Raw genomic sequence first — 25,029 nt, forward strand, 5'->3', positions numbered from 1 at the left:
TGACCAACCACGCCCCCGCGCGTTACTCTCGCAGCGTCTGCTAGTGGGAGCCGTTAGCAATCATGCCCCTTGACCAGTATTCGTGGCAGCAACAGGTCAAAACCCTCGAAAGCTACCTCACACGCGCTGTGCTGAACCTGCAGACGCTTGAGCGTGCGCAGGTTTCTCCCCTGCACTCCCTAAAGCAGACGCCGAACGCATCGAAGGAACTTCTCTCAGCTGAGCTGGAGCAGTCCATTGAGCAGAACCGCATGCGGCTTAGCGAAGCCCTGAAGTACTACGCTTCCCTCGCTAACCTCGAAGGAAAGCCGGATTCCTTCGCCCACGCCCGAGACCGTTCCCTCGCATTGGCGTCCTCAGTGGTGACGGAGACGGAGCGGTGCTTCGAGCGCCCCTTCCGTTGGCGTCTGCTGGAGGATCCCCCGCCCGCCGATGTGAACAACCGTCTCCACGCGGTGCGTTACCTGCGCGAGGGCGCGCAGAAGCTGGCAGCCTTCGCGGAGCGGAAAAATTACGATCTCGCGGTGGATCTCTCCCAGACCGTACTGGCTAACCGAGCTCAGCAGTATAAGGCGTCGAATGGCGGTGGGCTGGGTGAAAAGGATGAGAGCAGAAAGCTCTGGGATGCCACGATTCAATACGCTACGAATCTTCTTCCTGCTCTGCGCGAGCAGGCCCTGCTGCTAGTTCAGTCCGTATTGAAGTTCACCGATCCGTTCTACCGCACCGGTCGGGACGGCATCACCCGATTTTTGCGCGTCGAAGATCTGAACGAGTTTGAGCTGACGGGTATGCAAGCCACTCTCGAGGAGAGTCTCGATGCGGCACGCCTACAGTTGCAGGACGCCGAGTTCCTCGCGGCCGTGCTAGACATTCATGTGCGCGAGACCATCGAGGCGATGAACCTTATCCTCACGCTTGAGGGTGAGGGAATCATCGAGGAGATGACCGCCGACCTTCGCCTGCTGGCTCAGCACGACCCAAAGACCGCGGAACAGCCAATCATGATTCCCAACCATGTAGAGGATTGGGACCATCCCGGTCCCTATTCCCTTATCACAATCGGGAAGCGCATCCAATCGCTAACGGGGTTCCCCGATATCATCCGTTTCCTGCACTACGAGGGGAAGCTCTTGCTCGCGAATCCCGGCTCCGCGTCCCCGGATCGTCCCGAGCAGATACCCCTCCCTCTGCTACGGGCTCACGTACGTCTACTCCGCCAGACGGTACGTCTACATACCGTGCAGAGGCAACTGACCTGGCTCGTAAGTTGCGATGGATACCTGCCTCTTTCTCTCATCGAACGCACCGCTTGTGGCCCGTGCGCAGACGATACCGGGAGCGTTGGGGTGCTCCACACCGTTGAGGCGCTGGAAGACCTCATCGAGGCTCGTGAATCTTCCCGCCCCGTTGCGGCGGGTGCTTTCCCCTCGCTCCGCGACGCGTGGGAGCAGGCTCAGGAACTCATCCGTGAGGGTGAGAGAAGGCTGAGCACCGCCAAGATGCGGGGCTGCGCGCTCGTATCAACGGTGAGCGTCTCCGACGGAAAGACGAGTACCGTGTACGGCTCGGATGCTCGGGGCGTCCCGCATTACCTTCTTATGAATCGCAAGCAGGCAAGGGATTCTCACCGCTAACAGTCAAAGTAAACGATCAGTAAACAGAGTTCCAATATTCGGGTCATATTCGCTGAAGGCTTCGTATCATCGGGCCTTGACCGCGGGGCCGCGGTTACACTAATAGTGTGACCGGTGTTGAGGGTACGCAACGACCGCTACCTGCACGAACGAGCACATAAATACGTCACGATAACGGAGGAAATAGCATGACCAACCACGCCCCCGCGCGTTACTCTCGCAGTCAGCGCCCGCGCCTACGCACCGTAGTGGGTGCCACAGCGCTGGCAGCAGGTCTGTCCTTCGCCCCTGTCGTGGCCCCGGCCGGTTCGGCGTTCTTTACCGCCGCCGGCCCCTCGGCCGCACAGGCCGCTGACCCCATGCAGATTACCGGTACCCGCATCTACGACACCACGAATTCCCTGGGCAATACCTCCACGCTGAGCTCCAAGATTTCGGCTCTGTCGAAGAAGCACAACGTGGACCTGCACGTGGTGACCATCGATAAGTTTGAGAACCCCTCGGGTTCCCAAGCGTGGACCAAGGCCCTGGCCGCGAAGAACAACTGGGGCTCGGCCGATGTGGTGCTGGTGATTGCTACCGAAAGCCGCCAGGCGTATTTCCTGGCCGGTAGCACGAAGACCCTGTCGAGCGATCAGCAGACAAAGGTGTACCAGAACTACATCAAGCCGAAGCTGCAGAACAGCGATTACTCCGGCGCGGCGTTGGCCGCGGTCGAGGGGATCGAGGCTCAGAAGGGCGGTAGCTCTTCGAGCGTGGTGACCGGTGTGCTGGGAGTCGGTGCGGTGGCTGCCGTTGGTGGTGGCGTGTACGCGGCTCGTCGCCGTAAGCGCCGCAAAAACGCCCCGCAGCAGAACACCTATAACGCTCCCCGCCCGGTTCCGCGTCCGCAGGTCCCGGAGATTCCCCTGGAAGAGCTACGCACCCGCGCCGGTAGCGCCCTGCTGCAGGCCGACACCACGATGAGTCGCGCCAAGCAGGAGCTGGAGTTTGCGCGCGCCCAGTACGGCGATCAGCAGGTCGCCCGCTTCGAGGAGGAAATCGCCCGCGCCGAAGAACTGATGCGCCGTTCCTTCCAGCGCCAGCAGCTGCTGACCGATAGTATTCCCGACACCGAGGCGGAGCAGCGCGCCTGGTTGAGCGAGATTATCGATAATTCCCAGGCCGTGGCCCGCATCTCGCAGGAGCAGGACGCTCAGCTGGCCCAGATGCGCGACCTTGAGCAGCAGGCCCCCCAGGCCATCGCTGCGCTGAACGAGCACCTCCCGCAGGTGCGTAGCACGGTGGCGGAGTGCTCCGCCCGATACGCCCAGATGAAGGAACGCTACCTGCCCTCGGCTCTGGAGCCCATCTCGAAGACCGCTGCTCTGCTGGAATCGAACCTGGCTCTGTGCACCGATGAGCTTCAGAAAGCACAGCAGCTGGTGGATACCAACCGAGCCGAGGCCGTTGCACACCTGCGCTCTGCCGAGGAAGCCTCGGCACAAATTCTCGCGCTGTCCAATGCGGTGACGAACCGCAACAACGAGCTCAACGCGGCTCAGGAGGCTTTGAGTACCGACCTGCTGAGTATTCAGCGCGACGTGGCCGAGGCCAAGAGCCTGGCCATGTCCCAGGGCCGTTCCGACCTGGCCGCCGTGGCTGCCGGTATGGAAGCGGTCCTCGGACAGGTGACGCAGAGCTCCACCGCCCGCCCGAACGACCCGCTGGCCCTGGCCAATCAGCTGCGTCAGCTCTCGAGCGAGCTGGACAAGTCGATGACGGAAATGCGCGCCACCCGCGACCGTTCCCGCGCGGCAAGCCAGACCCTCGATCGCACCCTCCGCTCCGCGCACGCCGCGGTGACCGGTGCCCGCGGGTACATCGATAATCGTCGCGGCGCCGTGGGCCCCACGACCCTGACCGCGATCTCCGAAGCCGAACGTCACCTCATGAACGCCAACCGGATGCGTAACTCCAACCCGTTGGAGGCTCTGAACGAGGCCAACATGGCCCTTCAGCAGGCCAACGACGCGCAGAACCGCGCCGCCCGCGAGATGGGCCAGTTCTCCGAACGGTCCAGCGGTGGCGGCGGTAATAGCTGGGGTAGCGACCTCGCGAAGGGCCTGTTGCTGGGCGCCATCCTGAACACCCTGGGCTCCGGCTCAACCCACAGCTGGGGCAGCAGCTCCGGCTCCTCCTCCTCCGGCGGAGGCTGGAGCGGCGGCGGCTTCAGTGGCGGCGGTGGCGGCGACTGGGGTAGCGGCGGTGGCGACGGCGGTAGCTTCTAGTTCACCCAATTTACCCAAAGTTTAGATTGAGGTCATCGGGCGTGCATGGTTTTCACAGCCCACGCCCAGAAACCTCTCACATAATAAGTTGTACGGGCACGGCTCACGAGGAGCGTGGCGCTCCCCCGCAGCCCGTTGAACAGAAAGTAGGAAATCATGGCTAAGCAGACTATCTTCGGTCGAATCGCACAGCTGGCGAAGGCAAACATCAACGCCCTGCTCGACGCTGCCGAGGACCCGCAGAAGATGCTGGACCAGATGGTTCGCGACTACACCAACAGCATCCGTGAGGCAGAGGCCGCCGTCGCCCAGACCATCGGCAACCTGCGACTGCTGGAGAAGGACCACGCAGAGGACCTCAAGGAAGCCCAGGAGTGGGGCGCCAAGGCTCTGGCCGCCTCCAACAAGGCAGATGAGCTTCGCACCGCTGGCGACACCGCTAACGCTGACAAGTTCGACAACCTCGCCAAGGTTGCTCTGGGCAAGCAGATGCAGGCTGAGAAGGCTGCACAGGCCCTCGAGCCCCAGCTGGCTTCCCAGACCCAGGTCGTGAACCAGCTCAAGGACGGTCTGGACAAGATGCGTACCAAGCTCGACGAGCTGAAGTACAAGCGCGACGAACTGACCTCGCGTCAGAAGACCGCCACCGCTCAGAGCCAGGTCAACGACGCTCTGAAGGCCTTCGACGTGATGGACCCGACCAGCGAAATCTACCGTTTCGAAGAGAAGGTCCGCCGCGAAGAGGCACGCGTCATCGGTCAGCAGGAGCTGGCATCCTCCTCGCTGGACGCACAGTTCAACACCCTGGAGGAGATGGGTCGCCAGAACGAGCTCGACACCCGCCTGGCCGAGCTGAAGGCAAAGCAGACCCCCGCTATCGGTGGCGACACCCCCACCCAGACCCTCTAATCCGGTAGCGCGCCGATAGGCGCCTCCCTGTAGGTCACATACAAGAACCGCCCCGCTCCTGAAAAGGAGCGGGGCGGTTCTTTATGCTTTAGGAGCCGTACGCCTTAGTTAGCGTAGATGTACAGGTAGCCTGCCATAGCGTCACGGGTGATGGCTGCCGAGGAGGTCGAGCCGGTACCGATGCCATTCGAGGCGGTCCAGGCCAGGGCCTGCGATGCGTAGCCGCCCTGAGCCTGTGCCGGGGAGCCGGCCGCACGGTACATGAACTCGGCCATGGTGGACTCGGTGACGGCTTCCAGGGGACGGAAGTCGCTACCGGTGATACCCTGCTGGCTCAGCCAGTAAATCTCCTTGTACGCGGGGTGGTTAACCGGAACGTCGCTGAACGGCGAAACGGCCGGTGCGTTCACGGCGGGGCGACCAGCCACGCGGTACAGGTAGGTTGCCAGCTGCGCACGGTTGACCGACGCGTTCGGGCGGAAGGTGCCGTCCGCGAAGCCGAGCATGATGCGGTGATCAGAGTTCCAGCTGATCTCGTTGTAGTTCGGGTTCGAGTCGGACAGGTCGCTGTAGCCCAGCGCGGGGGTCTTGCCCGCGAAGTCCAGAGAGGAGGCCAGGATGTGCGGCAGGTCGTAGTCGTGGTGGCTGAAGCCGTCAATCAGCTTCACGCGGGCGTCAGAGAAGCCTGCGCCAAGGTATGCGTTGTAGCCGGACTCGACGGCGCCTCGTGCGCTCCAGGTAACGGGGTTGGTGTTACCGGAGGTGTCATTCGCGCCAACCCACCAGTACATCGGGGATGCCTTGGTGGTTGCGTCAGCGTCCACTGAGCCGTCCGAGTCGCCGCCTGCGACCATGATGGAGCCGCCGCCCTGACGCCATGCGGTGTTGTGATCGGTCAGCTCGTAGGTGATGAACTCGGCGCCACCGGAGTAACCCATGGTCCACACCTGGGATGCGTCCAGGTTGTTTTCGCTCACGAAGGACTTCGCGAAGGAGCGGAAGAACTCGCCGTTGGTGTCCATGTCTTCCCACCAGGTGATGCCGTCGCCGGATGCGTTGGTGTCCGGGGAAATGACCGGTACGAACACCATGTTGCGGGCGTTCGCGATCTTACCCATGGCGGCGAGCATGCCCTCGTCGGGGGTGTAGACCTTGGACTCGTCACGCTGCCAGTAGTCACCGTCGAAGTAGAAGACCACTCCAACGGGCTTGGAGTAGTCCAGGTTGTTCGCGTACACGTGGTACTGCGAGGTGGTGCCGGCCGGGGAGGTGTAGCTCTGGTAGGTTGCGGAGCTCATGGTGCGGGCACGCTGGGTGCTCTGCTGCTTCTGCTCGGTCTTCTGCTCAGCCTTGGGAGCGGCGGTTGCTTTACCCTTGGTGAGCGAGTTGCTCAGGATCTGCGAGAAGTTGTAGTCGAAGTGGCCCGAGCCGTTCAGAACGGTTGCGGAGGCGTTGGTGTAGCCGGCGTTGCGGTAGGCGTTGTAGCCGCCCTCAACGGCGCCTCGTGCACTCCAGGTCTGCGGGTAGGTCTCGCCGGTGCCGTCGTTCGAGTTTGCGTACCAGAACATCGGCTGGGACTTCAGCGCTGCGGAGGGGGTGCCCTCATCCAGGCCACCGCCGGCGACCATAATGGAGCCACCGCCATTGCGCCAGGTCTGGGGCTTGGTGTTCAGCTCGTAGGTGATGAACTCGGCACCACCGGAGTAACCCATGGTCCACACGTTGGAGGAATCCACGCCGTTAGCCGCGATGAAGGAGGAAGCGAAGGAGCGGAAGAACTCACCGTTGCGCTCCATGTCCTCCCACCAGGTCACGCCAGCATCGTAACGGTTGGTGTCCGGGGAGATGACGGGCACGAAGAGCATGTTCTGTGCAGCGGCGGAGGCAGCCATATCTGCCAGTTCACCGGAGGGGTCGTAGACCTTGGACTGGTCGTTGCGCCAGTAGTCGCCGTCGAAGTAGAAGACCACGCCAACGGGCTTGGAGAAGTCCACGCCCTCAGCGTACACGTGGTACTGCGAGGTGGTGCCCGCCGGGGAGGTGTAGGACAGGAAAGTCTGGTTGGTGCGGGTTGCGGGAACGGTGCTGCCGGCAACGGTGGACTGTGCCGCTTGAGCGGTCTGGGCGTTAGCAACCTGCGAGAGAGTGGGCTCGGTGACCACGGGAGCGGTCTGGGTAGCCTGTGCCGAGGGGGTGGTCTGTGCAGACTGGAAGGTTGCAGGAGTAGCCTGCTCGGTCTGTGCTGCCTGAGTTGCCTGTGCGATGTAGGTCTGCTGGATGGGCTGGACCTGGTTGGTTGCGGGAGCCTCAGCCTGCTGGCGAACCTGCACAGCCACCTGCGAAAGAGTAGACTGGGCGGTCGCGGTAAAGAGCGAGCCCTGGGGTGCGCCGCCGGGGATGTCCTGTACGACGGGAGCGAACGCGGATGCGGGAGACAGCAGGGTGCTACCGAGCACGGTGGGAACGGCAATAGCCGCGAGAGAGCCTGCCTTAACGGTGCGGGGGCGAAGTGCCATGGGGTGTCCTCGTTGTTGGTGTTTCTGGGGCGTGAACGCCCGTGAGTGGTTGAGTGATAGGTGATCTATAGGTGAGAAGCCTATAGGCGGTCGGCCTGCGGTTTTGGCACCGCTTTGGTTTGTCCATCACCATCCCGTGCTCGTGGCGGGGATGTCCTCATGCGATGGTTTGTGCGGGGTCAGTCCGATGACCTGCGCGGCGGACCGTGGTAACCATGTACTCAAAGCTACCAGGTCAAAAAGCCTTTTCTAACGGTTTTTTGGAGCATTTTTACCCCCTCGCAAAATACTAACCCTAAGCCTAAACTTTTTCTAAGGTTTAAGTTGAGAATGACATGGGTTCAACCGACGGTTGAATGAGGGGTTTTGCCTTGATTTTTCGCGGTTTTTGAGCGTTTTTTGAGCTCTATTCAAAAACATTCACTCCAGGCTTTAGAGTTTTATTGTGAGGACAATCACTTTCCGGGTTAATTTTTGCGGTTTTTAGCCATTTTTGCACCAAAATCCGCAGAATTCCGGGGTAAATCGACTGATTTCTCAACCGGGAATATAGAGAACATATCGCATATTCCGATTCTGGCATGAGGTAAAAATGTCCTTTCGGGGAGTTCATAGCAGCTCACCGGCCTCCATGCGCACGATTCCGAGTGCCTCGACAAGGAAGCATTTTGACTCCTTCGAACTCCTTCGAGGAGCCGCCCCGAAGCCCCAATTTTTCCCCACCGCCAATCCGATCACTACTGGTCCGGCTGGCAAACTCAGAGAATTTGGAAAGAGGAGAAGAGAAGCTGGAGGGAGAAGAGCGGGACATGCTGGACCGATCAACGAGCACGGGGATAAGGGCCAGCAAGACACCCATCTGCGACCACGAGATTTCGGAACAAGTTAGAGACGACAGAGCCCCCCCCAGAGACAGGTAGGGAGCTCCCGCTAGACGCCTATGTCGAGGTAACTGCGCCGAGGCGGTTTGCGTCAAGATGAATTGCGTCAAGATGAATTGCGTCAAGAGACTATACCGAGACAGCCGCATCAAGTACGGCATGGGGTGCAAACCATTGCGCACAGCGCAGACCCCTCCGGTTAGCCGAGCCGGGTTCGATACAGGGTGCAAACCATCGCGTGCAACACGCCCTCTCCCCCGCTCAGCCAGGTCACGCTCTGCCATATCGGAACTCAATCAAATCGGGGCCGTATAGCCGGCATCCAACCGGTCAGTGCCCAAACATTCAAAGGGTCGGGGTAAAGAACCGTACGGTCATAGCTAGAATCGACAGCGCCGCCGATTCCGGGCATAAAAAACGGGCATAAAAAAACTCCCGATAGCTAAGCTATCGGGAGTTATCCGTTGCGGGGACAGGATTTGAACCTGCGACCTCCGGGTTATGAGCCCGGCGAGCTACCGAACTGCTCCACCCCGCGGCGACTCATATAACTATACAGACCTTGGGGGACCTTCGCAAATTAAAAACATAATTTGTGGCGGATTGCACATTACGGGGTCTCTGATGCCCTCGGCAAGTCCCGCATCGCCGCTCAGAGCGCTCCGAGCCAAATGGGCGGGTGCAGGCAGACGTCACGGTTGCAGAGAACGAACGAGACGCATAAGGTGGGGCCTCTCCCCCGTGTGGAGGAGAGGCCCCACCTCATGCGCAATGAAGGCTCCGGGCACGCTCAGCAGCCCGAGGAACTGCTCGCCAAGGCCTCCGGCCTAGCGAGAGGCACTAGCCGAAGCACTTGCAGAAGCACTTGCGGATGCGTTCGGCGAAGCGTTAGCCGAGGGGCTGGCCGCCGCGGAGGCAGAGGCGCTCGGAGTTGCCGAGCCCTTGTTCTGCGCTTCCTCGGCCGCCAGGGCCTTCTTCACGGCCGCTTCCAGACGCTTCTGGGCCTCACCGTAGGCGGCCCAGTCACCCTTCTTCATCGCGGCGTCGCTATCGCTCATAGCCTTCGAAGCCTCGTTCAGAGCCTGCTTCAGTTCGGATTCGTTCGAGCCCGACGAAGACGAGGAACCCGAAGAGGAAGCAGAAGCCGAAGGAGCCGGCGAAGCCGTGGCCGAGCCGTCCAGCTTAGCGCCCGAAGAGCCACCAAACACCTGGTTCAGGGCCTCCTCCAGAGTCGGAGCGAAACCGACCTTATCGCCGAAGCTCACCAGCACACGCTGCAGGCGCGGGTACTTCGCGTCACCGCTGGACTGCACGTACACCGGCTGAACGTACAGCATGCCGCCGCCCACCGGCAGGGTCAGCATATTGCCGTTAATAACCTCAGAAGAACCGCGGCGCAGCAGGTTCAGCTGGTTCGAGACCTCGGCATCAGAGTTGAAGATATTCTGAGCCTGACCCGGGCCGGGAACCACCGAAGAACGCGGCAACTCCAGCAGACGTAGCTTGCCGTAGTCGGCGCTACGCTCGCCATCCTTACCGGTACCGGCGTCGCCGTTAGCGGCCAGGAAGCCGTACATCACGTTACGAGAGTTCGAATCGCTCTGCTGAGGAATGAACGTCGTCGTCAACGAGAAGTGCGCACGAGAATCGCCGGGCATCTGCAGGGACAGGTAGTACGGCGAAATCGGCTGGTTACGATCATTGGTCGGGTCGTTCGGAATCGACCAGACATCGTCACCGGCGTAGAAGCTGTGAGCGTTCGTCACGTGGTACTTATTCAGCATGGTGCGCTGAATATTGAACATGTCGGTCGGGTAACGCACGTGGCTCATGAGCGAAGCGTTCATCTCGTGATAGCTCTTCACCGTGCCGGGGAAGACGCTCTGCCAAGCCTTGAGCACCGGATCTTCCTCATCCCAGGCGTACAGGGTCACCGAGCCGTCGTAGGCGTCCACGGTGGCCTTCACCGAGTTACGGATGTAGTTCACCGACTTCGAGCGCTGAGCCCCCGCCGCGGTGGCAGAATCCTGCGAGCTGCCCTGCGCGTAGGGGAACTGGTCGCTCGTCGTGTAGGCGTCCACGATCCACTGCACGCGGTTATTCACGATCGCCGGGTACGGCTTGGAATCCACCGTCAGGTACGGGGCCACCTTGCGCACGCGGTCCAGCGGGTTGCGTTCGTACAGAATCTGTGAGCCGTCGCGCACCGCATCCGAGAGCAGAATGTCGGAAGACTGGAACTTAATCGCGTAGGACAGGCGGGCCAGCAGCGAATCGACGCGGGGGCCGCCGTTACCTGAGAAGGTGTACTTCGCGTCGGAGGCGTTCGTCTCGTCAGCAGAGAGCGGACGGTCCAGCTCCAGGGTGTCGCCCCTACCGCCCACAATCGAGTACTCCGGCGAGCTCATGCCGAAGTAGATGCGCGGCTCGTAATCCTCGCTCAGGGTACCGGTCGCCTTAATGCCGGACTGCAAGAACTTGGGGTTACCCGCCGAATCCACCTGGTTACCGTACGCGGCAATCACGCCGTAGCCGTGGGTGTACACCACGTGGCGGTTGTACCAGGAATCGCCGTTGGTCTGCGTGGGGTTCAGCTCGCGGGCCGCCAGCACGGTGTCCTGCGTGGTGTTACCCACGGTGTAACGGTCCACCGCCAGCTGCGACTCGAAGCGGTAGTACGGGCGGAACTGCTGCATCTGCGCGAACGCGGAGGAAACTACGTTCGGATCCAGCAGACGAATGTTCGCGATGGTCGCGCTCGAAGAGCTCAGGGCACCGGCGCGAGTGTCGATGGTCGCGTCGTACGGGGTGGTCTCAATCTTGTCCAGGCCGTAGGCATAGCGGGTCGCATCAATATTGCGCTGAATAAACTGCGACTGCGCGCCCTGCTCGTTCGGAACCACCTGGAAACGCTGCACAACCCACGGGTACAGGCCACCGGCCACCAGCGATACGACCGCCAGCATTGCGGTGCTAATCAGCGGCAGACGCCAGTGATTCTTCACCGCGGCAGCAATGAACATGAACGACACCAGCAACGCAGAAACCGCCAAGATGGCGCTCACGGGAATGGATGCGTTCACGTCCGTGTACATGGCGCCGGCCCACCGTCCGGCCTGCTGCTGGGTGGACGAGTAACGGTCCAGCCAGAAGCTCACCGCGCGGGTCAGAACAAACACGACGGCAAGCACGGCCGCGTGGCGGCGGAAAGCGTGAGTCGTGGTCACGCCGCCCGGCTGCACCTTAATGCCGCCGTAGAAGTAGTGCATGAACAGGCCGGCCACCGCGGCGAGCGCCACGGAGGAGGTCACCAGCGACACCACCACGCGCAGGAAGGGCAGCACAAACACGAAGAAGCCGTAGTCCAGGCCGAATTCCGGGTCGGTCTTGCCGAAAGACTGCTGGTTGAAGAAAAGGGCGACCGTGCTCCACTGCGACATCGTTGCCGAGGCAATAAACAGGCCCAGTAGCAGCGGAACCGCAATCAGCAAAAGCTTACGCGCCTTATCCACGCTCTCGTGGTAGCGGCGCATGCTATCCTCGGCACGCTGCTGGCCGAACACGTCGCGGAGCATCTGCTCGGTCGCATCCGAGGCGCTCGTCGGGACGCTCTGGTTCGGGCCGGCCTCATCCTTCGCGTTCTGCTCGCGGGTGGCGGGCAGAACATCCGCGTGGCGGACCGCGTAGGTCATGGAGGCCCACAGCGGCAGGGCCACCACGAGGGCGGCCACCACGAACACCGCGGCCTTCAAAAGAATCTGGGTGGTGAAGACGGTGCTATAGCCCAGCTGGTCAAACCACAGCCAGTCCGTGTACACCTGGGATAGTCCCACAAATGCGGCAATCAGAACCGCGACAACCACAATCGTCATCAGTAGAGGGCTGCGACGCTTCTTTGCTCGTTCCTTCTTCTGTGGGCGTGGGGTCTTATCGGTCGACTCAGACACAATTCCTCGCTCATCATTTCAAAATGTTCTTTACCTTAAGTATCGCAGAGGTTGGAGGAACGAACGTTGACATGACGTCAGAGGAGGGGTCGTTCGCCCACTATTCGCACACACGCTCACCGGTCGCGAGGCGGTCACCGCGCATAACGAAGGCCCCGGCTCGAGTGAGCCGGGGCCCGAAGCCTCCCGGAGGGAAGCGCCCGCGTTCGTCAGGGGTTGCCCGTTAGAGCTGCACGTTAGGATCCGCAGCGCGGCAGCGAATCATCGGGGGCGCCAGACTTAATGGCGCCCACGACCTGCACCGCCTCGTCCAGCGTCGAAACCGGGACCACCACCATCGTGCCGCGCACCTGGCCGGCATGGTAGTAGTTGAGCATCGAGGGGTCCTGCTCCTGCATCTTCAAGACCGAATCACAATTCTCCTTGGGGGCCAGGAAGTAGCGCGCACCGTAGCGGCCCGTTGCCAAAATCTTGTACTTGATGCCGCCAATCGCGCCAACATTACCGTTCGCATCAATCGTGCCGGTACCCGACACGTAGCTGCGGTAGGGGTCGCCGCCGGCATCCTCGTCTGCCAGCAGGGTGCCCTCACTCAGCTTATCCACCGTGCCGAGGGCCAGCATCAGGCCCGCGCTCGGGCCGCCCACGCCGTCCAGGTTGTACTGCACCTGCGCCGGCAAATCGTAGCTCTGCTTCAGGCTGATGCCCACGACCCAGCGGTCACCCTCGGCCGAACGCACCGGGTTCAGCGTCACCGTGCGCTGCTGGCCGTCGCGCTCAACCGTCACCTGAATCGGCGAGCCGTTCGAGGCGTTCACCGCCTGCGATACGTCTTTGAGGGTGGTGATCTGCTTGTCCCCCACCTTCAGGAGGCGGTCGCCGCTCTCCAGCACGCCCGCCGCGGGAGAACCCTCAACGGTCGTGTTCACCAGCACCTTCTCGGTCACCTGCATCTTCAGGTGACGCATGGCCGCGACCTTCGCCTGCGTCTGCGAATCGGCCATCTGCGCGCCGGTCTCGGCCGTGGCCGTCTCGTGGCTCACGTGCGGGTACAGGGCGTCGGTGGGCACCACGAGGCTGCGGTTGCCGTCAAAAGCCAGCCACCCGTAGAAAGCCTCCGCGCCGGACAGCTCAGTGTACGGGCCGCCCGCCACCGACACCGTGGTCATGTTGAGCTTGCCGTAGGTCTTATAGCTGGGGGCGCCCGAAACCTCGATGACGTCCTTATCCTGGTAGGTGCCGAGCACGTCAAAGAGCGGTCCGGGGCCCTCCTTCACGTACGAGCTGGGCAGGACAAACGCACCGGCCAGCAACGCGCAGGTCGCCACGGCGCTCACGGAACGCAGGTTCAAGCGGCGCTCGCGGCTACGCGATCCGTGCTTACGGCGATGAGCTGAGGACTCGGCGGAAGCCTTCGATGAGGACTTCTCGGATTCAGACGGTGAGGTGGGCTTAGTCATGTTTTCTAGACTACCGGATGAACGCCCTCATCAACACACCTTTTCTGGCCGGTCCCTCGGCTAGAGCTAAGGTCGGGGTCAAACCGGGCGAAGACCCGCTTGTGAGCCCTCAGCTGATTAAGGCGCATCCGAGGCGCCGACACGGGAAATTCACAGCAAAAATCGGTAGGCTGGACAGCGAGCGGGCCGGCTGTGCCCACCTTCGGATTAGGAAAGGTTTCAGATGTCTGATCACCACCACGGCGACGCCTCCAACGAGCGTGACCCCCTCGAAGAATTCCTGAAGAAGATGCAGGAGCAGGGCTTCGACCCCTCCGCAGGGGCAACCGGCCAGGGCGGTAAGGGCGCCTCCTCCAACGCACAGAACCCCTTCGGCGCGCTCTTCGGTGAGGGCGGGCAGAACCCCTTCGGCATTAACATCGATCCCGAGGACCTCAAGAACATGGGCATGAGCTTCGACCCCGCTATGCTGCAGGGCATGTTCTCGCAGGTGCAGGCCATGTTTGCCGGCGCATCCGACGAATCCAGCCCTAGCGGCGTGAACTGGACCAACGTCAAGAATCAGACCCGCCAGATGCTCGCCTCCATGGGCGAAGACCCGGCGGTTCCCGAAAACCTCAAGCGCGCCGTCGAGGACGCCGCAAACCTGGCCGACCTGTGGCTGGATGCGGTCACCTCCATCGAGCGTCACAACCTGCCCGTGCAGGCCTGGTCCAAGGCCGAGTGGGTTGAGGAGTCCTTCGACTCCTGGCGCGAAATGGTCGAGCCCGTGGCCGCCGAGGTCACCCAGGCCATGGTCATGCCCGGCCCCGCGGACGAGCTGCCCGAGGAAATCGCCGCCATCTTCAACAGCGGGTTCCTGAACAACGTTGGCGCCATGATCTTTGGCGCGCAGATGGCCCAGGCCCTCGCGAAGCTCGCCGGTGAGGTGTACTCCTCCACCGATGTGGGCTTCCCCCTCGCCCCCGGCCACTCCGCACTGCTGCCCAACGGCTACCAGCAGCTCGCGGACGACATCGAGGTGCCGCCGCAGGAGGTTCTGCTCTACCTGGCCGTTCGCGAGGCCGCGCTGATTCGCCTGCACAAGGCCAACCCCTGGCTGCGTGAGGACCTGGTCCAGCTCGTTGCCCGCTTCGCCCGCGGCATCCGCGTGGACATGAACCGTATGCAGGACGCCGCCTCCCAGGTGAACATGAACGACCCCGAGGCCGTTCAGGAGGCCTTCGAGGGCGGCATGTTCAGCCCCCAGCGCACCGAGGACCAGGAGCTTGCCGTTCAGCGTCTCGAGGGTCTGCTGGCCCTCATCGAGGGTTGGGTGTCCGTCGTGACCGAGGACGCCACCCGCAACCTGCCCAAGGCCCCGCAGCTGACCGAAATCATGGCCCGCCGCCGCATCGACGGCGGCCCCAGCGAGCAGGTCTTCGAGAACCTGGTCGGCCTGCAGCTGCGCCCGCGCCTGGTGCGCGAGGCCCAGCAGTTCTGGCGCTGGTACGAAAGCTCCCACGGCATCGAGGCCCGCGACGGCCTCTGGGACACCCCGGAGACCCTGCCCACCCCCGCCGAGCTGGAAGACTTCACCGCATACGATGCGCGAATGAACGAAATCAGCCTGGACGACGTGGACTTCGAGTCTGAGCTGCAGAAGCTGCTGGACGGCGGCTTCGGCGAGGCTCCCGAAGAGAAGTAACCGCGGGGACTAACCCGGTAGACCGGCAAATAATACTGAAACCTCGAGCGGGGGTGGCTTGTGAACACACAAGCCACCCCCGCTCGAGTATTTCCGGCTGGTTCTGCCGGTTTGTTTTTTGCTTATTAGTTTTCGGAAAAAGCCCTAGCCGGCGCTGTTTTCGCCGCGCTCGCCGCGCGAGCCTTCGGCCCGCGAGCGCCCCATCGCGTACCCGTCCAGGAAGGCGCGGGCACGCTCCAGCTGCGGGTAGCGGGCCTCCAGGGTGCGGAAGGAGCGCGAATGATTCGGCTGCAGCAGATGGCACAGCTCGTGGTGCACCACCGAATCCAGCGCGTACTCCGGAACCCCCTGCAACTCCGAGGAGATGCGAATCTGCGCGGTCGCGTAGGTCGCCGAACCCCAGCGCTGACGCTGGTTGCTCACCCAGCGAATCGAGAGCCGTTTGAACTGCTCGGTGCCCTCCAGCTCCGGCAGGTAGGCGCGCACCAACAGGCTGGCCCGCTCGTGCAGGTACTCGTCGGTGACATTCAGCTGCGCGGCGTGCTCACGGCGGGCGGCGCGACGCTGAATACGCGGCAGCAGGCGGGCAATATGCTCGTCTATCTCCTCGCTCGTGCTCGCGGCGGGAATGAGCAGGCGGTACGCGGGGTTGCCGTGCTCGTCCACGCCGTCGCGCTGCATGCTGATGGTGCGGGTGCGGCGGGCCGAGCGGACCAGCTCAATCTGCGGGCAATCCGCCGTGGCCGGCAGAATCTCTCGTTTAAAACGCTGAGCCATAGTCCTCTCCCTTCTGGTGACGGCCCTGCGAGCGGTTCCCGTACGAGTGGTTCCCGCGCGCGCCGCGGGCCGCTCCTCCGTAGCCGCTCGAGTAGCCGCTTGCGGCGGGGCGGCGGCGCTTGGCCGGGTCGATGTCATCCAGGAAACGCGAGCGCTTACGCTGACCTCTGCCGCCCACGGTGCGGGTCATGGTCCAGGTCAGCCACAGGTACTTGCGGGCGCGCGTGATGCCCACGTACAGCAGGCGGCGCTCCTCGTCCACCTCATCCGGGGTGGTCGCGAAGGTGATGGGCATGAGGCCCTCGTTGAGGCCGCACAGGAACACGGCATCCCACTCCAGGCCCTTGGCCGCGTGCAGGGAGGCGAGGGTTACGCCGTTCATCTGCGGGGCCTCGTTGAACTCGCTACGGTGGTTCAGGGTCGCCACGACCTCGTGCATGGTCAGCGGCAGCGGCTCGGGCACACCAGGGCGCGGGTTGGCGCGGTGCTCCTTCAGCTGCTCCTGACGGTTCTGCGCCATCATGTCGACCATGTGCACGAGTGCGGCGAGGGATTCCCACTTCTGGCGGGTGGCGCCTCCCGAGAGGGGGCCCTCCTCCTTGTAGCCGAGGCCGCCGAGCACATCGCGGGTGTAGCGGGTGACGTCTTCGGTGCCGTCGGTGGACTTGGCTGAGCCGCGCAGGGCGAGCATGGCCTGCTTGACCTCGGGGCGTTCGAAGAAGCGCTCCGCGCCGCGCAGCTGGTACGGGATGTGGGCGGCGGACAGTGCCGACTCAATCGCCGCCGATTGGGCGTTCGTGCGGAAGAGCACCGCGATCTCGGCGGGGGCCACCCCCTCCTTGTCGATGAGGTCGCGAATATCCTCGGCGATGCCGGCGGCTTCCTGCTCGTCGTCCGCGTAGCCGAACCACTCCACGTCCACGCCGGGGCCGCGCTGAGACATCAGTTCCAGCGGCGGTGCCCAGGAGTGCGGGCTCGAGTCGGGGTGCGGGCGGCGGGCGGCCAGCAGGCGGTTCGCGAGCTCCACCACCTGCGAGTGGGAGCGGTAGTCGCGGGTCAGCTTGACCGTGTGCGCCCCGCGGTAGCGTCGCGGGAACTCCAGCAGGTAGCGGCTGGTCGCGCCGGTGAAGGAGTAAATCGTCTGGGAGGCGTCGCCCACCACGCAGATGTCGTCGCGGCCGCCCAGCCACACGTCAAGCAGGCGCTGCTGCAGCGGGGAGACGTCCTGGTACTCGTCCACCACGAAGTGGCGGTACTGCTGGCGCACGGTCGCGGCGAGCTTCTCGTCCTCCTCGAGCATGGCGATGGTCAGTAGCAGCACGTCCTCAAAGTCGATGAGGTTACGCTCGTCCTTGAGATCTTCGTAGGCTTGGAAGATGCGCTGCATGTTCTGCGGGGTAATCGCCGAGGGCAGCTGTTTCTCGCTCAGGCGCTGCATGAGGGTGTCGGGGGTGAGCAGCTGAACCTTCGCCCACTCAATCAGCGAGGCCAAATCGCGCAGCAGGGAACGGTCTGTGCTGATGCGCAGACGGTTCGCGGCCTCGGTGATGAGCGCCGCCTTGTTCTGCACGATGGAGGGGAAGGTGCCGCCCACGACCTGCGGCCAGAAGTAGGTGAGCTGGCGCAGGGCCGCCGAGTGGAAGGTGCGCGCCTGCACGCCGAACGCGCCGAGCTGCTGAAGGCGGGTGCGCATCTCTTCGGCCGCGCGCAGGGTGAAGGTCAGGGCGAGCACGCGCGGGCCCTGGTAGCGGCCGATCGCGATGCCGTAGGCGATGCGGTGCGTAATCGCGCGGGTCTTGCCGGTGCCGGCACCGGCAAGCACGCGCATGGGCCCGTCGAGCTCGGTGGCGACCGCGCGCTGGTCGGGGTCGAGGCCCGCGAGGATATCGTCAGCGGAGAGTGCGTGCTGCGGCTGCGGGGGTAGTGCGGTCATCGTTCTCCATCGGGGCTCGGCGCGGTTGCTGGATTCTGCTGAATCTGTGCTGGTTCTGCGGGCTGGGCGTACGGGATGTACGGGGCGGGGCCGGGAAGGTCGGCGCCGCTATTGCCCGGTCTTCCATTGTATTCCCTGCCGAACATCGCAGCAGGCCCGGGTGGGTGCCCGTTCACCGAGAACCTGCCCCTTCACTGCGCTCCACCCGCAGGGGAACCGCAGGGAACCGGCCGCGGCGGCTACTTGCAGGCGGCCGTGCGCGGACGGCGAAATGCGTGGTGATGCGTTCCCCCGGGATTCCGCCCGCCGGCAGGCCGCGCATCACCCAAAACTTTCTTCACTAGTCAGCATAAACATACGGTGAAAGGCTCGGGGTGCTCACATGGTTTGGTAACCTTAACCCGTGACTTTATCTCCCCTTCAGCTTGCAGCTATCGTCTCTGCCGGAGTGCCCGGAATCTACCCCGTCGGCGCCGAGGCGGTCCGCGAAGATAGCGGCGACTTCGACTCGGCAATCATCGCCGATTCGGCCGGTCGCCGCTGGCGTGTGCGCGCCCCGCGCCGTCCCGATGCCAGCATGCGTCTGGAGGCCGAGCACCTCATCCTGCAGTCCTTCAGCCCCGGCCTGCGCGCCCGCCTGCCCTTTGCCGTGCCCACGGTCGCCGGCATCGTGCCGTACGCCGGCGGCAACGTTTTCGTGTACACGCACATCCCCGGCTCCGTCTACGACGTGGACCAGCTTGCCGAGCTGAGCCGCCGCGAGGTCGCTCAGGGGCGCCCCTCCCTGGCCGCGATTATCGCCAAGGATATTGCCACCCTGCACGTGATGCCCGAGGACATCATCTACGAAGCCGACCTGCCCTCCTACTCTTCGGAGCAGATTCGCCGCCGCAAGATTGCCGAGCTCGAGCGCGCCGCCGCTACCGGCAAGGTGCCCGCCGACCTGCTCGCGCACTGGCAGGCGGTCCTCTCCCCCGGCCCCATGTGGCAGTTCCGCCCGCGCGTGGTGCACGGCGATATGGGGGCCGAGAACCTGGTGCTGGAGGTGACCCCCTCCGAGGCACGCATCGTCGAGGTGACCGGCTGGTCCGACGTGCACGTGGGCGACCCCGCGCAGGACTTCGCGTGGCTGTACTCGTGCGAGGATATCGACTTCACCGACGAGGCCGTGGAGGTGTACCGTCAGCAGATGCCACAGCTACCCGACGCCTACCTGGCGCAGCGTGCGAACTTCTACGCCGAGTTCGCGGTGGCACAGTGGCTCACCCACACGGTCGAGACCGACGATAAGGACGGCGCAACCCACGCGGTATCGATGCTCCTGGATATTCAGGACGATCTGCGTTCCTCGGGCGAGCTGCTCGGCCAGGAGGACACTCCCCCGCTCATGAGCGGACCGCAAGACTAGCAGAGCTGGGCTCGTTATTGGGTAGCCCGTTATTGGACGGCGGCCGCATGAGCCCCTCAGTGAACGCCGCCGAGCCGCCGAGCCCCCCCCTATTCTTTAAGATTCATTGGCCCCCGGGAGCCTGCTTCGCGCAGACCCCCGGGGGCCATGAACATACTAATGGAGCGCTTTTCCGGAGGATTTAGGGCGTTCCCACCGAATTTTTTCAATGTATTTTCCAACACATTTTGAGCGCCTGTTCTGCATTTTTGTGCACGAAAAATTGCAATTAAGGGTGAGAGTTGAAGGTGTGATTTATACAAGAACACACCTCTTCATGCAGAGTTTATTCGCAAAATCCCACACAACCCAAACACCCAGAACAGGACTCCACAAGGCTTCAATTTCACCTTGAAACATGCTCAAAAACATGCATTTTGGGGCAATTATTTTACGCTTAGACTTTTTTGTCAAGTCCTGGAATACTTTTCCTGTGCCGTTCCACAGAGAACGAGCACAGCCCCCAAAAGCGTACTGACCAGCGCCGATACCGTGGCAGCGGTATCGAGGGGGAACGATTGGACGGGGACCGTGACCGGTCATGTCACACCCCGAGCCGGATTCATGCACCGCGCAACCAATCACCGATGGCAGAATTCTATAGAGGTACTTTCGAGGTTGTGTTTGAGAGTAAAGACGCACGCGAACCCCACGGCACGCAGACGGCGTGAGTGAGGCCGCCACGGCGGCAGTTGTCTGCGGATGATCCGAGCGTGCGAGGGCACGAGGTACCTTTATAGTTCTTCAGCGGCTGAGAACGCCTCCCCGCCCTAATGCAGTAGGGCCGAGAGGCGTTTTCTGCTATTCACTTCGAGAGTGAGAAAAGCCCGGGCCGACCCCGCAATGGGGTCGGCCCGGGCTTTTGCGCATCCGCTTAGGCCATTGACGGCAGGGGCCGGGCAGGGCTATTGGCGGCCGGGCCGGGAAGCGCGAGCGCCTACCCCTCGCCCGCGCGGGCCTTGCGAATCACCGCGGCCAGCTGCGCCTCCGAAGGCAGGCCACCGCGAATCTGCTCGTCCCACACCTCCTCCACGCGCTTGCCGCCCAGGTAGACGAACACCGTGCTGATGCGCTCCGGGTCAATCCCCATGATGCGGGAGAACGCGATGCGGTACAGGCCCAGCTGGAAGCGGCGCGCCTGCATGTCCGCGGCCTTCGGACGGCGACCGGTCTTCCAATCCACCAGAATCCAGCGTTCGCCGTCCCCGTCCTCGGTGCGGAACACGGCGTCGATGCGGCCGCGCAGGCTCACGCCCTCCACGTGGGTCTCAACCGGGTACTCCACGGCCCAGATGCGTTCCTTCCATTCGGGGGAGCCCCACTCGCTCGCCGCGAAGCGCTCCCAGAGCGAACGCACGGAGGAATCCTGCTCGCTCTCCTCGGCGAGGGATAGCTCGTCGAAGAGGGCGTCCTGCGGAATATCCTCGGCGAACTCGAGGTGTTCCTCCCCCGCTACTTCCTCCGGCGCTGTCTCTCCCGCCGGCTCGACCGCGCCGGGCAGGGTCACGCCCAGCGTGTCCTCGGCCTCCGGGACCTCAAGCGGATCGGCGCTCGGCACCACACCGAAGTGCTCCTCGATGAGGGCGTGCACCTCCGTGCCGATGGTCGCCGCACGCGAGGGACGCTGCGGCACCGGGCGCAACAGCTCGTGCACCGTGCCCTGCGGGTCCTCGCTCAGGCGAATGAACGTGGAGGCCGAGAGGTGACCGGGCAGCTGCTCGGCCAGCACCGGCTCGGTGTGCTCGGCCAGGCGCATGAGCAAATCGGCCTCGCGCTCCCAATCCTGGGCGCGGCGGCGCAGGGCCTCGGGAACGGCCCCGGCGGGCTCGGGGGCGGTGAGATCCGCACCGGCAGCAAGCTGCGCCTCCAGCTCGGCGACCGCGTTTTCGACGGCCAGGGCGGCACGCTCCACCGCCTCGCGGCGACTCGTGGAGTTAATGGCAATCTCGCGGTTCAACTCTTCGTGACGTCCGTGGCGCAGAATCGCCTCGGTGCCCTCGTTCAGGTCCTCCTCGGAGCGCCAGCGCCAAATCACGGGGCGTTCCAGCGGGTCGAAGGGCCACATGGCGGTTAGCACCGCGCCCAGGTGCGGGTTTATCGTCTCGTAGGTTTGTGCGCTGAAACAGCCGCCCGCCACGACGGGCAGGGCCGCGGCCATCACGGGGGAATAGCCGGGGCGCGGAGGCTGGGAGGCGCGCTCCGCCTCCTCGGCGGCCAGCTCGTCCAGCCACTCGGGCGCGGGCAGATCCAGGCGCTCGCAGTTCTCCCGCACCGTGCGCACGCGCATCGGTAGCGGCGAGAGCTGTACCTCGCGCATCAGGGCGGGAATCATCGCCCCCGCCAGGGCCCAGGCGTAAGGGACCTCGCCCGCCTCGTCGGGGTCGGGCAGGCTTTCGGGGCTCAGCACCGTGCCCTGCGCCAGGGTCACCGGCTCCTTGAGGCGGTACCCCGTGTCGGCGATGAACTCAACCCAGGGGGTCACGTTATCGATCGGCTTCTTCTTGCCGTCGTCCGAGGGGTCGGCCACGACGAAGACCAGGCCCATGCCGACCAGCTGCGGGGCGGTCCAGGGGAACTCCACCGTGTCCTCGGCGTGCCGCCGGTAGGCCTCGGCCAGGGTCCACAGCAGCTCCATCCAGAAGGGCTGGACCGGCTGCGGGGTCTTCGCGGTGCTCTTCCAGCGGAAGGCGCTCACGGCCAGCAGGTTGCGGGCGCGGGTCATCGCCACGTACATGAGGCGGCGGTCCTCCATACCCGCGTGCTCGCCGGCGTCCCCCTTGTGGGCCTTCAGGTATTCCTCGAGCTTCTTGGCCTCCTCGAACTCCGCGATTTCTTCGGGGCGTTCCAGGAATGAGGGCAGGTACTCGCTATCGCCGCGCAGGGGCCAGGGCAGGGCCACGTTGGCCGTGATCTGCCAGAGGTTCGGGGTCTGCGCGCCGCCAACGGTGCCGCACAGGCCCGGCAGGAAAACGCGGTCCCATTCCAGACCCTTGGAGGCGTGCATCGTCATCAGCTGAACGGCGTTCGGATCGGGGTCGATGGAGCCCAGCTCCAGGCCCTTCTCCTCGTCGTCCGCGCGTTCCAGCCAGGCGAGGAAGCCCATCACGTAGCTCACGCCGCCCGAGGAGAGCATAAAGCGGCGAGCGCCCGGCTCCCCCTCCTCCGCGCTCACGCCGTCGGCGCCCGCGTAAATCATGGCGTTGATGCGCGGGGCCGACATTCCGTAGGCGGCGGCCACCTCGTGGAAGGCATCCAGGTTTACGCGCGCCACCAGCGGATCGGTGCCCGGGCGGACCGCCAGCTCAATGTCCAGGAGCATCGTGCGTTCAATCTCGTAGAGCAGATTGCCCAGGTCGTCGCTCAGGCCCGCGCGGAGCACGCGCATCTGCTCGGCGAAGGCGCGCAGACGCTCCAGGCCCGCCGAGGAGAAGCGGCGGCCACGGTAGTGCTCGCCGTAGAGAGGTTCGCCGTCCGGGCCGTCCTGCGGCAGGTTCTCGACTGCCTCGATGAGCGAAACGTACCCCGAGGAGTCATCCACCGCGCCCTTGAGCACCTCGTCCAGCTGCTCCTGGGCGGCGCGCAGATGCGCGGCGGTCAGGCGGCCGCGGGCACCTCGGCTGATGCCCTCGGAAGCGCCGTCCTCTGCTTCCTCTGCTTCCTCGAGCAGGCGCAGGGCCATCTGCTCCCGCAGGGCCCGCTCACGCTCACGAACCAGCGATTGCGCCCAATCCCCCAGCGCCAGCAGGTCGGCACCGCCCAGACGCCAGCGGGCGCCCGTGAGCAGGCGGGCCAGCGCATCCGAACGGTTCGGGTCGGCCAGCACGCGCAGCGCCGAAACCAGATCGACGACCTCCGGCTGAGAGAGCAGGCCGCCCAGGCCCACCTGCTGCACCGGAATGTTCAGGCGCTCACACTCCTCACGAATTGTGTCCAGCTGGCCGTGGGAGCGGGCCAGCACGGCGACCTCGGGCATCTTCAGGCGCGGACGCACCGAACCGTCGCCGCCGCGGTGCGCCGCGTAGGCCCGTTCGTACTCGCGCACGGCCTCGGCGCGCATCCCGGCAATCCGCTCGGCAATGCCCGCGGCCTCCGCGCGGTCGGAGTCGTAGTAGGTCATCTCCACGCGACCGGTCATCCCGGAGGCGGCCTCCTCGAAGGCGGGTGTGCCTTCCTCCCCGACCAGCACGCAGCGCGGGCGCAGGTCGGGCACCTGATCGGCGCTGATATCGCCGCGCACCGCACGCACCCACTCGGGAACGTCCTTGAGCTTTTCGGCCACGTGGTTTGCGGCGTTCAGAATCGAGATGTCGTTACGCCACGCCACGGACAGGAAGAGCGGCTGCGCGTGCGGGGTCGGGAAGTGACGGTAGAAGCTGAACATCTGGCCGTCGGAGGCGCCGCGGAAGCCGTAAATCGACTGCTTCGGGTCGCCCACCGCCATCACGGGGTGCGCGGGAATACCGGCCGCCTCATCGGCCCCGTAAATCGAGGAGAACAGGCGCATCTGCGCGTGGGAGGTGTCCTGGAACTCGTCCAGCAGAACCACCTTGAAGCGGGCGCGCTCCCCCTCGCGAATCGCCGGGTCGCTCTCGGCGATGCGCGCGGCCAGGCGCATAAGGTCACCGAAGTCCAGCACCTGCATGCGCGCCTTCACGCGGGCGTAGCTCTGCGCCATCTGTGCGTACACCCGGCGGTTACGCAGGAGTCGCTGAACCTTCTGAATGTCCCGTTCTTTCTTGACGGGGCGGCGAGAATCGGGCACCGCGGCGTAGGCGGCCAGCTGCTCGGTGCAGAAGTCGATGACCTCCTGCGGCTCGCGCAGGTGCTCGGCGCACTCGTCGGAAAGCTGCAGTAGCTGGTTAATCATGGTGGCCGCCGAGAGGGGCACATCACCCTGATCCTGCGGTAGCTCACCCTCCCAGTACTGCACAATCTGCGCGGCCAGCTGCCATTTTTGCGCGTCGCCGAGCATCTGCGCGTCCTGCTCCACGCCCAGGCGCAGGCCGTACTCCTTGACGAGGTTGTTCGCGTAGGAGTGGTAGGTCAGCACGGTCGGGTCCGCGATGCCGTTGCGCAGTTCCTCCTCGGTCGGTTCGAGTCGGCGGCTGCGGCGCAGGGTGTTCAGGCCCGCGCGCATGCGGTTGCGCAGCTCGGTGGCGGCCTTGCGGGTGAAGGTCACGCCGAGCACCTCTTCGGGGCGCACGAAACCGTTGTCGACCAGCCAGATCACGCGGTCGACCATGGTCGCGGTCTTGCCCGAACCGGCGCCGGCGATGACGAGGGTCGGGGCGGGGCCGGCCTCAATCATGCGGATCTGCTCGGGTGTGGGTTTCTTGCCCTCGGGGCCGTTGAGCATCGCGGCGATGTCGAGGGCGCTACGGTAGCCGCCCGCGGGGTTAGCACCCGAGGGTAGGTCGGCCAGGAGCGTGCCGTCGGCGAATTGCCAGGTGTTGCGCTCGCACCACTGGGCGGGGGTGAGCGGCTGCCCGGAGGCGGTGGCGGGGTTGGTCATGGGTCCTCATCTTTCGTCGTTGAGGGTGAGTGAATGGTTCGTGTTGTACCGGT

11 protein-coding genes and 1 tRNA gene are annotated in these 25,029 nt (G+C 64.1%); 5 read left to right on the forward strand and 7 right to left on the reverse strand.

What is annotated here, in order from left to right; all coding sequences use genetic code 11:
• The first annotated feature begins 62 nt into the window (after positions 1-62).
• From HMPREF2944_RS08715 to HMPREF2944_RS08725, 3 genes are all read left to right on the forward strand, one after another.
• Positions 63-1,637: a hypothetical protein gene (locus HMPREF2944_RS08715; protein ID WP_070682445.1), complete on the forward strand. Its 1,575-nt coding sequence runs from the start codon at positions 63-65 to the stop codon at positions 1,635-1,637.
• A gap of 188 nt (positions 1,638-1,825) precedes the next feature.
• Positions 1,826-3,907 carry a TPM domain-containing protein gene (locus tag HMPREF2944_RS08720; protein WP_070682447.1) on the forward strand — a complete coding sequence of 694 codons (2,082 nt, stop codon included), beginning with the start codon at positions 1,826-1,828 and terminating at the stop codon, positions 3,905-3,907.
• Between the two features lie 156 nt (positions 3,908-4,063).
• Positions 4,064-4,816, forward strand: a complete 753-nt coding sequence (locus tag HMPREF2944_RS08725; protein ID WP_049332152.1) for a PspA/IM30 family protein — start codon at positions 4,064-4,066, stop codon at positions 4,814-4,816.
• Between the two features lie 104 nt (positions 4,817-4,920).
• Here HMPREF2944_RS08725 and HMPREF2944_RS08730 read toward each other — a convergent pair whose 3' ends face one another.
• The 4 genes from HMPREF2944_RS08730 to HMPREF2944_RS08745 all read right to left on the reverse strand — a co-directional run bounded on the left by HMPREF2944_RS08730 (position 4,921) and on the right by HMPREF2944_RS08745 (position 13,620).
• Positions 4,921-7,332 carry an S-layer homology domain-containing protein gene (locus HMPREF2944_RS08730; protein ID WP_070682448.1) on the reverse strand — a complete coding sequence of 804 codons (2,412 nt, stop codon included), beginning with the start codon at positions 7,330-7,332 and terminating at the stop codon, positions 4,921-4,923.
• Positions 7,333-8,677: 1,345 nt separating this feature from the next.
• Positions 8,678-8,751, reverse strand: a tRNA-Met gene (locus HMPREF2944_RS08735).
• A gap of 289 nt (positions 8,752-9,040) precedes the next feature.
• Positions 9,041-12,160 (reverse strand): UPF0182 family membrane protein, encoded by a 3,120-nt coding sequence (locus tag HMPREF2944_RS08740; protein WP_070682450.1) that lies wholly within the window; start codon positions 12,158-12,160, stop codon positions 9,041-9,043.
• 236 nt (positions 12,161-12,396) lie between these two features.
• Entirely contained in the window at positions 12,397-13,620 is a 1,224-nt protein-coding gene (locus HMPREF2944_RS08745; protein ID WP_070682453.1) for a YlbL family protein, read from the reverse strand.
• A 223-nt stretch (positions 13,621-13,843) separates the two neighbouring features.
• On the opposite strand from HMPREF2944_RS08745, the gene HMPREF2944_RS08750 reads away from it, so the two are divergent.
• The gene (locus HMPREF2944_RS08750; protein ID WP_070682455.1) at positions 13,844-15,307 is read left to right on the forward strand and encodes a zinc-dependent metalloprotease; all 1,464 of its coding nucleotides are present in this window, start codon (positions 13,844-13,846) and stop codon (positions 15,305-15,307) included.
• Positions 15,308-15,451: 144 nt separating this feature from the next.
• Here HMPREF2944_RS08750 and HMPREF2944_RS08755 read toward each other — a convergent pair whose 3' ends face one another.
• A complete protein-coding gene (locus HMPREF2944_RS08755) occupies positions 15,452-16,084 on the reverse strand; it encodes a M48 metallopeptidase family protein (protein ID WP_049346681.1) in 633 nt (210 codons plus the stop codon).
• Positions 16,068-18,017, reverse strand: a complete 1,950-nt coding sequence (locus HMPREF2944_RS08760) for an ATP-dependent helicase (RefSeq protein ID WP_049343938.1) — start codon at positions 18,015-18,017, stop codon at positions 16,068-16,070. The genes HMPREF2944_RS08755 and HMPREF2944_RS08760 overlap by 17 nt, the downstream gene beginning before the upstream one ends.
• Before the next feature lie 403 nt (positions 18,018-18,420).
• Between HMPREF2944_RS08760 and HMPREF2944_RS08765 the strand changes: the two genes are divergently transcribed.
• Entirely contained in the window at positions 18,421-19,425 is a 1,005-nt protein-coding gene (locus HMPREF2944_RS08765; protein ID WP_049346680.1) for a phosphotransferase, read from the forward strand.
• 976 nt (positions 19,426-20,401) lie between these two features.
• Here the strand turns inward: HMPREF2944_RS08765 and HMPREF2944_RS08770 are convergent.
• Positions 20,402-24,976 carry an ATP-dependent helicase gene (locus HMPREF2944_RS08770; protein WP_070682457.1) on the reverse strand — a complete coding sequence of 1,525 codons (4,575 nt, stop codon included), beginning with the start codon at positions 24,974-24,976 and terminating at the stop codon, positions 20,402-20,404.
• Positions 24,977-25,029 lie beyond the last annotated feature (53 nt).

Source organism: Rothia sp. HMSC072E10 (assembly GCF_001813965.1).
Lineage (GTDB): Bacteria > Actinomycetota > Actinomycetes > Actinomycetales > Micrococcaceae > Rothia > Rothia mucilaginosa_A.